This window comes from Saprospiraceae bacterium (genome assembly GCA_016715965.1).
Classification (GTDB): Bacteria; Bacteroidota; Bacteroidia; order Chitinophagales; family Saprospiraceae; genus Vicinibacter.
Window position 1 is genome coordinate 144315 of the sequence record JADJXG010000001.1, and the last position, 14332, is coordinate 158646.

8 protein-coding genes are annotated in these 14332 nt (G+C 38.3%); 6 read left to right on the top strand and 2 right to left on the bottom strand.

Going from position 1 to position 14332, the window contains the following annotated elements; all coding sequences use genetic code 11:
* Window positions 1-1427: 1427 nt before the first annotated feature.
* From IPM48_00520 to IPM48_00535, 4 genes are all read left to right on the top strand, one after another.
* Window positions 1428-1775, top strand: coding sequence for a 4Fe-4S dicluster domain-containing protein (locus tag IPM48_00520; GenBank protein MBK9270054.1), 348 nt, complete (start codon window positions 1428-1430; stop codon window positions 1773-1775).
* Window positions 1776-1909: 134 nt separating this feature from the next.
* On the top strand, window positions 1910-2767 hold the full coding sequence (folP, locus tag IPM48_00525; protein ID MBK9270055.1) for a dihydropteroate synthase: 858 nt from the start codon (window positions 1910-1912) through the stop codon (window positions 2765-2767).
* Between the two features lie 66 nt (window positions 2768-2833).
* On the top strand, window positions 2834-7648 hold the full coding sequence (locus IPM48_00530) for a hypothetical protein (GenBank protein ID MBK9270056.1): 4815 nt from the start codon (window positions 2834-2836) through the stop codon (window positions 7646-7648).
* Window positions 7648-10044 carry a Smr/MutS family protein gene (locus IPM48_00535; GenBank protein ID MBK9270057.1) on the top strand — a complete coding sequence of 799 codons (2397 nt, stop codon included), beginning with the start codon at window positions 7648-7650 and terminating at the stop codon, window positions 10042-10044. The genes IPM48_00530 and IPM48_00535 overlap by 1 nt, the downstream gene beginning before the upstream one ends.
* Here IPM48_00535 and tsaD read toward each other — a convergent pair.
* The gene (gene tsaD / locus IPM48_00540; protein MBK9270058.1) at window positions 10038-11006 is read right to left on the bottom strand and encodes a tRNA (adenosine(37)-N6)-threonylcarbamoyltransferase complex transferase subunit TsaD; all 969 of its coding nucleotides are present in this window, start codon (window positions 11004-11006) and stop codon (window positions 10038-10040) included. The two genes, IPM48_00535 and tsaD, sit on opposite strands and share 7 nt — an antisense overlap.
* 112 nt (window positions 11007-11118) lie before the next feature.
* On the opposite strand from tsaD, the gene IPM48_00545 reads away from it, so the two are divergent.
* Window positions 11119-11736 carry a DUF3822 family protein gene (locus tag IPM48_00545; protein ID MBK9270059.1) on the top strand — a complete coding sequence of 206 codons (618 nt, stop codon included), beginning with the start codon at window positions 11119-11121 and terminating at the stop codon, window positions 11734-11736.
* A 9-nt stretch (window positions 11737-11745) separates the two neighbouring features.
* Window positions 11746-12312, top strand: a complete 567-nt coding sequence (locus IPM48_00550; GenBank protein ID MBK9270060.1) for an RsmD family RNA methyltransferase — start codon at window positions 11746-11748, stop codon at window positions 12310-12312.
* Between the two features lie 357 nt (window positions 12313-12669).
* Here the strand turns inward: IPM48_00550 and IPM48_00555 are convergent, their stop codons facing one another.
* Window positions 12670-14322 (bottom strand): sodium:solute symporter, encoded by a 1653-nt coding sequence (locus IPM48_00555; protein ID MBK9270061.1) that lies wholly within the window; start codon window positions 14320-14322, stop codon window positions 12670-12672.
* Between the last annotated feature and the right edge of the window lie 10 nt (window positions 14323-14332).

Consider the following 14332-nt stretch of genomic DNA (forward strand, 5'->3'; position numbering starts at 1 on the left):
TTGGTAATTACACATAGATATCTCTATCTATGAGGCGAAAGTATGGCGAGTTAATAGACTAGTATATAACAGTATATGGGTATTTTTTATATTTAAACTAATAATCATGTTTAATAATATCATTTATAACTGATTACACCAATAATAAAAGTCCTAATTGCCAGTTGGTGCTAAAAAATCTTTCATTCATTTTTCATTTTTAGAAGCTCCAATGATCGGATCCACTCAAATTCTTGCTTAATTCTACTCCAAATCAAGGACCATTTCGCCAAAAGCCGTTCCGCATGCTTCTTCTGAATTTAAATCAAACCTACAAACTACCAAGGGTTTGTTTCATTTTTATTGCCCCACCAATAATTCTTAAAAGGAGCGCTCTTAACAGGAACCCCCGGTTGGAAGGATGATTGTCAGATATTTAGTGGACTGGGGCCTGCTTCCTCCAAATCCTATTATATTGTTTTCAAAAAAAGAGGCTTCCCTGCCAATTAAAACCCGGGAACTTTTAATCCTTCCCGGAAATCAAGAATTGTGCCTATCTTTTCTCCCTAACCGCTTCTTTAAGCAGTTTTGAATCATACCTTTGATGGAATAGGTGCACCCAATCGATCAAGCTTTTATTGGGTCTTTTTTGATAGGCTTCTGATATGGACGACTCCAAAACATTTGGCTCAGGTATTTGGCCAAAAAGACGTTTGTCCTATATATAAGGTATAATTTCGGCCAAATTTACAAAATTCAGCTAAAACCTTCATTTCGGATTTTTTTCAATGATTTCCGGGTCCTATCATTAAGGCATACACCATTACAGGGATCATCTCAAATCCAGATTTGATCCCAAATTTCAATGCCTTGTATTTTCAGCCATTGGAAATAAAATAATTCTGCTTTTACTCATTGTACTTTTCAACGAATATTGAAAAACCACAGATCGAAAATATAATTCTAAGGATGAACGCCCGCAAATACAGAAGACGACTTGTCTTTTCCAGAATTTTCTGAAATATCATTTGTGATGGCTCTCGATTGGACAAATCCATTTTTAAGAAATAATAAGACCTAAGTATTGAACCCAAATGATGTGTTGGAAATACTAACGCATCTTATTTACTGAAAGCCTGTTTGTCCAAAACATTTGATAAAAGCTGAAATTCAAATCGCAATGGTTATGTTATATACCATCTAAACCCAATAATAAAACCAGCTTAAAAACAAGGTAATTTCCAAGAACTCTTTAATTATATATAAATATTTTAAATGCATATATAATTGAATATGTATAGTATATGTATTTGATTGCGTGTTGTCAACTGCATTGACATTTTATTATTAACTTTTGCCAAACGATCTTGTTATTTCAAAACGTTTCAATAATAATTTCTAAAATATTGAAATACAAATTTTTAAGTCATTCATTTTGAAATCTTCTCATGGCGATTATCATTACTGAAGAATGTATTAACTGCGGAGCCTGTGAGCCTGAATGCCCAAACAATGCCATCTACGAAGGGGGAATCGAATGGGCCTTTTCAGATGGCACCAGCTTGCAGGGTTTGTATCAAATGGAATCCGGTGATGAGGTGGATGTCTCACAAAAAAATGTTCCGATATCCAATGACTATTATTACATCGTTCCGGATAAATGCACGGAATGCACAGGATTCCATGAGGAGCCCCAATGTGCTGCAGTTTGTCCCGTCGATTGTTGTGTTCCGGATCCTGACCGTGTTGAAACAAAGGAGCAGTTGATGCTTAAAAAGGAAAAGTTGCATTTGTAGGTATTTCTTTCAAGTGGCAGGTTTTTAATCACAAGCTTGATTTTCAGTCATTAAAGTGCGCGAAATTGCATACCTTTGACTTGTTTAATCCACACGAGCAAGGACCTGTAAGCCTTTCTTATAGAATATCTAAAATGAATCATACCCAACAATCCATTTTTAGTTGTAGAGGAAATTTATTTACGATAAACTATCCTGCGGTAATGGGGATCATAAACCTGACGGATGATTCATTCCATTCAGAGAGCAGGGTTCAAAAAAGAGATGACATCCTTCGTTTGGCAGAAAAACATTTGCAGGATGGCGCTCAAATATTAGACCTTGGTGCCTCTTCTTCAAGGCCCGGATCTTTGCCGGTGGAAGAAGCCTTAGAAACGGATAAGATTCAAAATGCTGTTTTGACCATTTTAAAAGAATGGCCGGAGGCCATCATCAGTGTGGACAGTTGGCGATCCAGTGTCTGTTCTGAAGCCTTGCTTGCGGGTGCGAAAATGGTCAATGACATCTCTGCTGGAAATTTGGATCCGGAAATTCTTGTCGTGGTTGGAAAATACAGATGTCCTTACATCATGATGCACATGAAGGAGAGTCCAAGCACGATGAACCAATCTCACAATCTGGAATATCAAAATCTGACCTCTGAAATCATCCGATACTTTTCTTTAAAAATCAAAGAAATGGAGCAGTTGAACATCCACCAAATGATCATTGATCCTGGCTTTGGTTTTAGTAAAAACTTACATCAGAATTATACTTTGCTCAGAGAATTGAATTTTTTAAAAATTATTGAAAAGCCAATTTTGGTAGGTATCTCCAGAAAATTTATGATTCAGAAAATCATAGGTGACAGCAGCCAGAATGCACTCAATGGTACAACTGCGGCCCATATTTTGGCACTGCAACAGGGAGCGCAAATTTTAAGGGTTCACGACACAAAGGAAGCCATCGAGGCCATTGCCATTCACAATGCATTCCTTGGAAAACTAAGCTAAATAAATGTTAAGGTATACCAACAGATTGATTTCAATGCGAATAGAAAGCGTTTAAGGAAGATGGCGATGGATCAAAAGAAAAGAGGAAGAATCATTTTAAAAAGGCTTTGGAAGGTGATCCGCATCTTTGGCAGTCTCTTTCTCTTAATATTGACCTTGGCCCTTATTGCATTTGCCTTGCTTTCATTGCCAGGTTTTCAAAAATGGAGTAAAGCTCAACTTCAAATCTGGCTGGACCAACAAATTGAAAATGGAATCAGTTATTCCGATTTTGATTTCAATATCTTTCATGGGGGTAAAATAAATGATCTACTCATACTGGATCATCACAAAGATACTTTGATATATGCCAAGGAATTGCTTTTTACCAACAGCAAATCCTTGACCTCCATCTTCAACAACGAGCTTAAAATAAACCACATCAGCTTGAATCAATCCGTGCTTAGGATTGCCCTGTACAAAGGTGAGTGGGAAAACGGACTGGATTTGTTTATTCGACAATTTGATCGAAAAAGTAAGGAACCCAGAAAAAAGAAAAAACCATTTGAAATTGGGATCCACCATGTTCAAATCAATCAGTCTCGTCACATCAGAATCAGAGAAGATAGTGGGATCAAAGAAGAGTACTTCATTCATTCGGCCAATTTGGAAATTGGAGCGCTCATGTTGCCGGCAAATTACTTTTACTTTAAGGAAGTCCATGTCAGTCAGTCTTCAATACACATTCAAAAATCCAATCCCACTCCACAAGATCAATGGCCCAAAGCACCTGAAAGGGATAGTTCCATTTATTATTGTCGCAATCCATTTATCCTCTATTTTGGAAAAATCTTAATTACTCAGAGTGATTTTCATTATAGCGACCTTTCAAATAAACTTCCAACCACATCCGGGGGATCATCCATTAACTATAAACAATTTTCATTGCACGACATTACCACCGATGTCAGAAACTTTCAATATAGCAATCTTGAAGGTACAGGAGCAATCCAATTGTTTTCCTGCGATATCAATCAATCCAAAAAGCTGCTTGAATTATCATCAAAAAATATAAAAGTCTCCAGAACTGAAATGCAGCTGAATGATTTCAAGTTTGAGACCGAACAAAGCTTGTTAAAAGATACCCTCCATTTGTACTACACACAATACTCCGATTTTTTAACTTTCAACGATGATGTTATTTTGGATTTCAAAACCCATTCAAGTAAAATCAACGTGTCGGACATCTCCTTTTTTGTAGAATCAGCGTCCCGAAACTCTTTCTTTCAAAACAATGAAAGCCTATGTCTGAATTTGGAAGGTGAAATTGTGGGAAGAGTAAACAGCCTGAAGGGATTTGGCATTCAGGCCAGTGTAAAAGATGAATTAAAGTTTGAAGGAGATTTCAGCATTCGCAATACGACACAAAGGGGACGGGAGTTTTTGGACATTAAAATTGATCAACTAAATACTCAATTAGAATTCTTATCGCGAATCATTCCAAATCTAAAAATTCCGGATCCATTAAAAAATATAGGTTCAATTAACTACAGAGGCAACTTTACGGGATATTTTGAAGATTTTGTAAGTTATGGTAGTTTTACCAGCACACTCGGAAAAATAAATTCAGACATCCGGTTGAATTTGCGTCCTGGAATCGCCATGGCCAATTTTTCCGGAGACCTGAGATTTGATCAATTTGACCTTGGCCGTTTGTTCAAAAATGAAGATTTGGGCTATGCCAATTTTAATACCTACATCAAGAATGGGAAGGGTCTTACCCTGCAATCCATCCACGCAGATCTGAAAGCAAACATTGCCAATCTGGGATTCAAAAAATACGATTACAAAAACATTGCGTTTGATGGCAACATTAGTCCAGATCATCTGAATGGTAAAATAGTGATTAAAGACAAAAATCTGGATGTTGATTTTACAGGAAAAATAAGCAACTTCCAAAAAGAACCTAACTTAAATTTTACAGCAATACTGAAGAAAGCAGATTTGAAAGAACTCAAGCTATCAGATGTAAGTATCATTGTGTCAGCGGATGTTCAGGCAGATTTCCGAAATACCTTGATTGACCATTTGGATGGAGATTTGAATTTGTCTAAAATAAGCTTCTATGATTACGGAAAAAATAAGGTACTCTCACTGGGTGACATTTCATTTACACAACAGAGAAAAAATAAAATATTAAGCACAGAAATTAAATCCAATTTCCTCAATGCCTCCATCTCAGGAGAATACAGAACAGCCGGAGTGTACAATCAGCTCATCAGTTATTTACAAAAACATTATGGTCCATTCATTGATTTTCTGAAACCAAATGTAAAAAACAACACAGAGCTCTATAGTTATCATGGTTACATCAAAGGACAAAACCTGTACAGGATTTTCCATTTTATGGATTGGGATGTGCAGATGGATCAATTTATGGTCGATATCAACAATGATTTTAGATCCGATTCAATATTCATGAAAATCAGCATCGACCAATTGTCACAAGGAAAAATCACCATTCCGTATATTGGTCAGACGATTTCAGGAAATTCAAGTTTACTGACCGTGCACACAAACAGTCCGTCCATCCTTTTCAACAAAAAGGCCGTTGCGAATGAAGTTGATTTAAAAGCCATATTCAGCAATGACCGCGCCAGGGTTCTTTTATACTCCAAAGATTCTTCCCGACTAAATACACTGTATGATCTTGGCATCAATATTCTTCTGGCTGGGAAAGACAAATACATCAGTTTTGTGGATCCCAATGTAATCCTGCATGGCAAAAATTGGAAAATCAACGAAAGTTCCAAAATTGAAATTTACCAGACCGATTTTGAAATCAATAACTTCAGTCTTGAAGATTCCACCAGTAAAATTGAAATCGATGACAAGGGCAGACAAGGATTAAGATTGCTGTTTGTCAATTTAAATCTCAATTCTCTAAACAGGTTTATCGGCAGTCCAACTGTGCAGTTTGAAGGATTGTTTGACAGCAGAATTGATATCAAAAATATTTACAAGTTGGAGGATATTAATGCCATTGTCAATATTTCAAACCTTAGAGTCAATCAAAACAATTATGGGAGGACCAAAATAGATTTTGGCTTATCAAATCCAATGGAATCTGCCAAATTGAGTTTTTCCAATCAGTACAAGGAGACCAAAGTAGAGGGAAAGGGCACTTTCAATCTTCCTTTAACCGGCAAATACAAACTTCCCAAATATGAGTTGGACCTTAATTTTAACATACATTCCTTTCCAATCTCTTTTCTGGAAAATTTTATCAGTTCCATTCAAAATACCCAGGGTAGTTTTAATGGCGAGGCCAATCTGAAATATAGTAACAAGAAACTTACAGCCAAAGGAGAACTTATTACCAAAGATGGTTCTACCAACATTAATTATCTCAACACGGCTATAAAATTTGACGAGCAGAAAATTATACTGGATGGAAACCAGATCATATTCAACGACATTATCCTGAGAGATGAGCTCAACAACCCCTTAAGTCTGGTGGGAATTCTTACCCACAAAAACTTTGTAAACTATTCCATTCATGCAAACATCAATAGTCCAAAGGCTCTCATTTTAAATACTTCAAAAGGTCAAAACCCGTATTTTTATGGATATGGACTCAGTTCTGTCAACGCTGATTTTGATGGCCCTCTGGATAGATTGGATATGGGAATATCCGCCAGATCACTCAAAGGGAGTAAGTTAATCCTTCCGATCGATCAGGATCAGGTGGCTGAAGAAAATAAATTTATTCAGTTTGAAATCACAGATACCTCTTCTGAAAAGCTGCCAATAACTCCCAGACCCATTAAAGGATTAAGTCTTAATATGAACATGGATATTACAGAAGATGCTGAAATTCAAATTTTATTTGATGAAAAGACCGGTGATATTCTCAAAGGTACAGGACGTGGTAATCTGCAAATCCAATCCTTGCGAGACAATACGTTTTCTATAAAAGGCTCTTATGAGATTGAAGAGGGACAATACTTATTTACTTTGTTTAATTTTGTCAACAAGCCTTTCAAACTGAAAAGAGGAGGTACCATCCAATGGACCGGTGATCCATTGGATGCGAATATTCAAATCGAAGCTAGCTACGAAAAACTCAGTGTTTCTCCTGCTCCATTGCTCCAGGAATATACGAATTTGGATCAGGTACTTCAGCAAGAGATTAGGAATCGTACGAATGTTGATTTGACCATGTTGCTGACGGGTTCTTTGTTAAAACCAGATATTCATTTTGATCTTTCCTTTCCCGACGCCACCGGCAATTTGAAAAATCTACTCGAAAATAAACTAAGAATTCTCAGACAGAATCCAGATCAACTCAATCAGCAAGTGGCTTCGCTCATTGCATTTCGCACCTTCCTTGGAACAAATACGGGTATTGTCACCGGCTTAAGCACCACCACCATTAGCACCATGAGTGAGTTTTTATCCAATCAATTGTCCATTTTTGTATCCAACTTACTTTCTGAAGCTTTTGAAAATGTGGACTTCATATCTGGGGTTGATTTCAACATAAACTATGATGTGGACAAGAACCCTTTGGCAGAGACAAGACTCAATGAAGGAGAAGTGGCCTTTAGTCTGCGCCACCGTTTGTGGAACGATCAGTGGGCAGTGACCTTAGGTGGCAATTATGGATCCAATTCTCCCATCCTGGGAAATGCCTATTTTAATCCTGAAAGTGTCATTGAATGGAATACTCCGGTGCCGGGACTTAAAATGAGAATTTACTACAAAGCGGTGGAATCCCTTCAGGGCCTTCGACACAGAATAGGTGCGGGCGTGAGTCGAAGGAAAGAATTTGATTCTCTGCTTGATTTTAAGAAAGCACTCAAAAAGGAGTCACAAGAAATCCAAAAAGGCTTAAATTAATGAATTCAAAAAGAGTAACACTTCTCCCGAAAAGCTTAAAAGAAGATTTGGGTTTTGACAAACTCATTCAAATCTGTAGTCAATATGCTGTGGGTGAGGAAGCCAAAAATCAAATTACAAAAATAGAAATCAGCTTTGACACCGATCATATAAACCATCAGCTAAAGACCACTGAACAGCTGTATGAGATCATTTCTCAGCAGTCGATTTTCATTCAGCCTTACAGCCAGGTTGAAAGCGAACTAAAATATCTTAAAATTGAAAATTACTGTCTCTCTGTGGAAGAGATTGTTGCCATTCGCATTGTATTGGAAAATTTATTGCAAATCCGAAACATCGTTGCGCAAAAAGAATGGAGTCATTTGGATTTCATATCCCGGAAAATCGTTCAGGTACCGGATGTGGTATTTTTGGTAAAAACCATCGCTAAGATCATACAAAATGATGGAACCATTCATGATAAGGCTTCAGATGATCTATTTCTCATCCGCAAGAAAATACAAGATCGGAAATCTGATGTCTATCGGGTATTCAAAAAAGTCCTGAATCAATTAAAAATGGCAGAAGTTTTGGCAGAGGGTGAAGAGAGTATCCGCAATGGAAGGTTTGTCTTGCGGGTACTGGCAGAACACAAAAGAAAGATAGATGGAATCGTGCACGGTGAATCAGAGAAAGGGAAAACGATATTTATCGAACCAAAGGAATTGGTAGAATTGAACAATGAAATTCTGGAATTGGAATCAGAAGAAAAAAAAGAAATCTATAAAATACTAACTGCGCTTTGTCAACAAATCAGACCTCATACAGACAGCATACAAGAAAGTTATCATCAATTGGTCGAATGGGATATTTTCCTCGCCAGGGCAAAACTTACCCAATTGCTGGATGCCAAAGTACCCGGACCATCCGAAAATGATTCCATCCAGTTGGTGAGAGCGCGTCATCCATTGTTGTATCTCAAACTGAAGGACCAGGAAAAAACTTTGGTGGCTTCAGACATTGCCTTTGATGAAGCACATAGAATCATTGTGGTTTCTGGACCCAATGCCGGGGGAAAAACCATTTTGTTAAAAACAGCCGGATTGCTTCAATGCATGTACCAGGCCGGTTTACCCGTAACGGTGGATAAGGGTTCGAGGTTGAAGGTATTTAAAAAGATTTTTGCCGACATTGGAGATCATCAGTCTCTTGATGATGATTTGAGTACATACAGCGCCAAACTGAAGAATATGAGGGATTTTGATCGGCTGGCTGACAAGGATACTTTTATCCTTATCGATGAATTGGGTTCCGGCACCGAACCCGTCATCGGTGGAGCCATTGGAGAAGCTTTTCTCGATTCGGTCAATCAAAAAAAAGTAACTGGAATTGTCAATACCCATTTTTCAAATCTGAAAACATTTGCGCATCGAGAAAAAGGACTGCAAAATGCAGCAATGATTTTTGATGATAAAAAGCTATTACCCACCTACCGTTTACAAATTGGCAGACCCGGTGGATCCTTCGCATTAGAAATCGCTCAAAAAATAAAATTACCGGAACACATCGTTCATTCTGCAAAGAAAAAGGCTGGAAATCAAACGGTCCAATTTGAAAACCTCTTAACCAAGCTGGATCAGGAAAATCAAAATCTACAAAAGCAAATTGAAGAATTTAAATTCAAAAAAGCAGAATTGGACAAGCTTATCAAAAGCTATCATGAGCTGCAGAAACAAAATGAATTTAAAAAATTGAAGCTGAAGCTTGACCAAAAACAAATGGAACTTCAGCTGAGCATGAATAAGCAAAAAGAAATTGACAAATATTCAAAAGAGCTTCGAAAGGAAAAAGACCTTGAAAGATTATTGTCAAAAGCTGAAGCGGAAAAAAACAAAGTCGAGAAAAATACGGAAGATATACTCAGGCTGAGCACCGAGATCCTAAATGCACAGAATGGTGGTTCCAATCATGATCTGAAACCAGGCGATTCCGTAAAACTAATCCTAACGGGTATGTTGGGAAAAATAAGCAAGATCGAAAAAGGCAAAATCACGGTGGACACAGAAAATATGACATTCAAGTTAAAGAGAAACGAAATTGTCAAAGTCAAACCGATTATTCATGTAAAACCGGAACGGAGTATAAAATCCGATGTCGAATCTTCGGGTAAAGCATTTCATCCGGTCCTGGATCTGAGAGGAATGAGATTGTTGGAGGCAGAACAACTTTTGGAACAATTTATCGACAAAGCGTTGATATCCAATGTCAACAAGGTACATATCATTCATGGAAAAGGAAGTGGGGCCTTGAAAAAAACCGTCCTTAAAACACTAAGGCATCAGAATTATATCAAGCAGATTTCCCATCCTGAAGAGGACCCGGGAGGAGAAACCATTTCTATTGTTGAATTTCAATAATCTTCACTGACCAATGGCATCCTGGGCATGGGCATCATTTGTTCATCTGCAAACAGCTTCTTCAAATACTTCTGATATCCCAAATAAGCAATCATGGCCGCATTGTCAGTGCAATATTGCAAAGCAGGGAAATACACCTTCCAATGTTTTTGTACCGCCATGGACAAAATGCTGGCCCTCAATCCAGAATTGGCAGAGACCCCACCAGCAATCCCAAGATGGTTGAGTCCTTCATTTTCCATCGCCAAATCAATTTTCCGTATGAGAATTTCTACAATCGTGTGCTGGATCGATGCACAGAGATCGTTGAGGTTCTCTAAAATAAAATGAGGGTTTGCCTTCATTTCCTTTTGCAAAAAGTACAATACAGAAGTTTTAAATCCTGAAAAACTGTAATTGTATCCTTCCATCACCGAAACCGGAAATTTAAATCTGGGATTTCCTTTTGCGGCCAGCTGATCGATCAGGGGTCCTGCTGGATAATCAAGTCCCAACAATTTACCTACTTTGTCAAAGGCCTCTCCAGCTGCATCATCCAGTGTGCCGCCAAGAATTTTATAATTACCAATGGCATTGACCCTAACCAATTGGGTATGCCCACCCGATACCGTGAGACACAAATATGGAAAGCCGGGTTTGGGTTCTTCTATCAGCAACGAACACACATGGGCCTCCAGATGATTTACTTCTATCAAGGGTATGTCTAAAGCCAGTGTCAAGGATTTTGCAAAACCGATTCCCACCAGGAGCGAACCCATGAGACCCGGACCTCTGGTCACTACGATTCCATTGAGGTCCCTTTTATGAATGTTTGATTTATCCAGGGTCTCTCTAAAAATAGGGATCATGGCCTCCAAGTGTTTTCTCGATGCCCATTCCGGGATCACACCCCCGTACTTCCTGTGAATCTCCTGATTATATATAACATTTGTCAGAATTTTTCCATCCTCCATCACAGACATTGAACTATCGTCACAGGAAGTTTCAATGCCGAGCAAAATCACCTTTTCAGATTCCAAAATAAACTTTATCTTGTGCAAAATTACGATAATTAGAATCAAATATTGAGAAGACGTGTTAACATTTGTAGATAGCCATCATTACATTCAAATCAATTCTGAAGGTGAATTGGAATCTGTGGATGAAGCGAAGATAACAGACCACTCTTCGAGGATGATTTCCATCACAGAAAAATTTTATATCCGACCTATCTCCTCCAATGAAGGAACTAATCAAACTTTAATTCCGCTTTATCCAAATGAACAATTGCGGAGACATCCAATTTCCAATTTGAATTACGAGGTTGAATTTACCACTGATAGATCATATTCTCAAAATAAGATACAACACATCGCCGAGTTTGCACAACAAATTGCAAAGGCAGAAGCATGCCGAGAAGCAAGCTGCACTTTTGTACTGATTATTCAGAACAAGGCCGTTGTTATTTCGAAAAGACTGGAGGAATATTTGTATTTTGCTTGTTTGCACTTTACCAATCCGACAGAACTTATTTATCATCTGCAATCCATCTATCTTTCAAAAAACCTGGACAGAGAAACCGATCGACTCATATTCAAAGGCGAGATCAGAGAAGAATCTCAAATCATCCATTTGGCTAAAATTTATTTCAGAAACATAAGCGTACAGGGAAATTTTTCTGATTTTTTGAGTTTTGGATGGCCAATCAATTGATTTGAGAGAATGAGAATTTCTTCGGGATTTCTGAAGGGAAGAACCTTTTACCCACCTGCTGACAACTGGCCCACCAGACCTACCACAGACATAGCTCGTACCGGTCTTTTTAATATTCTGACCAATGAATTGAACTTTGAAATCATCAAAGTTTTGGACTTATTCGGTGGCACCGGCGCTCATTCCTACGAATTTATTTCAAGGGGATGTCATTCTGTAACCTACGTTGATAAATTTGTACCAGCGGTCAAATTCGCAAAACAAAAGGCCAAAGAATTCGACATCGAGGATAAGATAGAAATAATCCATAGAGACTATTTAATGTATATCCAAAAATGTACTCAATCTTATGATTATATTTTCGCCGGTCCTCCCTATGGCTTAAAAGAATTAAATCTGATACCGGATCAAATTTTAAACAGCACGATTTTAAATAAGGACGGATTGTTTGTGATGGAGCACAATCCGGACCATTTTTTTGAGGATCACTCAAATTTTATCAAAAAGAGAAATTATGGTCAAACCATATTCTCTTTTTTTAAGCATGGGTTAAAAGAAGAGACTCTAAATGATTAGTTGAAATTGCGGCTTGCACCCAAACTATTCTTTGCAATGCATCATTTTCTGCTTCAGAAGATTTTGGTGATGAAATTTTTGGGTTTAAATTTCATCACCAAAATCTGCCTCTTTGGGGCTGCTGGTTTAGAAAGGCTCTTTTACTTGTCGGAGATAAATTGTCAAAAATTCAGTCTTCAATAACGTCTAAGGCGTCATGTCGCGGAGTTTATGGCGCTAAGGCTTCGCCCCATTTTCTAATAAACTAAATTCCACACTTATCTTCCCTCATTTTCACATTTTCACATTTTCACATTTCCTCATTTCCCCAATTCTCTAATCCCACCAACTGCGTCGGGGGGGCACGCGAATAATTCTCTAATTAACCAATCTTCCCCTACCCTTCTCAATCAATGCCCCCAAAATAATTACCAACAAGGCACCAACAACATTGTACCAAAGGAAGCCGATGTCAGAAAAGTTGTAAAGCAAAAGGACGGTCAATTGTGCCACGCAAGCCGCTGTAAACACCGCTGTTCCCTTGATCCATTTGACAAAAAAAGCAACCAGAAAGATTCCCAGTACACTGCCATAGAAAAGGGATCCAATGATATTAATAAATTGGATTAAGTTTTCGAACAAACTTGCGTAAAAGGCAAAACCAATTGCCACACAACCCCAGAATACCGTAAATATCTTGGACCATTGCAGTTCAGAAAATCTTTTTCCGGTATCGGGGAATAGTCGCTTCTTTAGGTCCACAGAACTAGTCCCCGCCAACGAATTTAACTCAGCAGAAATAGAGGACATGGCTGCACAAAGTATGACTGCCAATAAAAGTCCAATCAGGCCTTTTGGTAAATAATTTAAGATAAAATACAAGAAAATGTAGTCCCGGTCATTGGCCTCTTCGGCAACACGATTGGTTTGGACATAGTTCTTGACCTCTTCTCTGATTCTATTTTGCGCCTGATCCAATTGATGAAATTCTTTCGAATCGTAGGAGCTATTTTGCAACAATGAAATTCGCTGATTGTGTACCTTCTCCAACTCAGAAGATTTGCTTTGATAAAATAAGTTGTGCTGAATGGCGAGGGTTTCATTCAACTTCTGATTGTAGGTCAGAGGTGTCTTTTCAAACTGAAAATATGAAAATAACAAAACCCCACACAACAATATAAAAATCTGCATGGGAATCTTAACCAAACCATTAAAAAACAAGCCCATTTGACTTTCCCTGATGTTCTTACCACTCAGATATCTCTGCACCTGGGACTGATCGGTTCCAAAATAAGCAAGCGCGAGAAAAAAACCTCCCGTAATGCCCGCCCAAACATTGTAGCGGTTGTTAAAATCCAAATTAAAATCAATGGCTTCCATTCGTCCTGCGTTACCCGCCAGGGAGAGTGCATCCCAAAAATCAAAAGATTCCGGAAATGAATACAATAAAAAGACAAAAACAAATACCATCCCTATCAGGATAATTGCCATCTGTTGGATCTGGGTAACCGTCACTGCTTTGGCACCTCCACCAACGGTATAAAAGATTACCAAAATTCCTACCAAAACCTGAGTTAGTTGAAGGTTCCAGCCAAGAACTGAGGACAAGATAATGGCCGGAGCATAGAGGGTAATGCCTGCAGCCAGTCCTCTTTGAATTAAAAAAATAAAAGCTGCAAAAAGTCTGGTCTTCAGATCAAATCTCTGCTCCAAATACTCATAAGCTGTCAGTACTTTCAACTTGTAAAAAGCCGGAATAAAATAAAACATAATCACCCACATTGCCAATGGCAATCCAAAATAAAACTGCACAAACCGAAGGCCATCGCTAAAGCCTTGTCCCGTCGTGCTGATAAATGTGATTGCGCTGGCTTGTGTGGCCATCACCGTGAGTCCAACTTTCCACCAGACAGAACTGTTGTCGCCTACCACAAAATCCCTCAGGTCAGATTGCTTTCTTGTTCTGTACCAACCATAGATGGCAATAAATCCAAGTACAGCGAGCAATACGATCCAATCAAATACTGACATGCTATTGGGA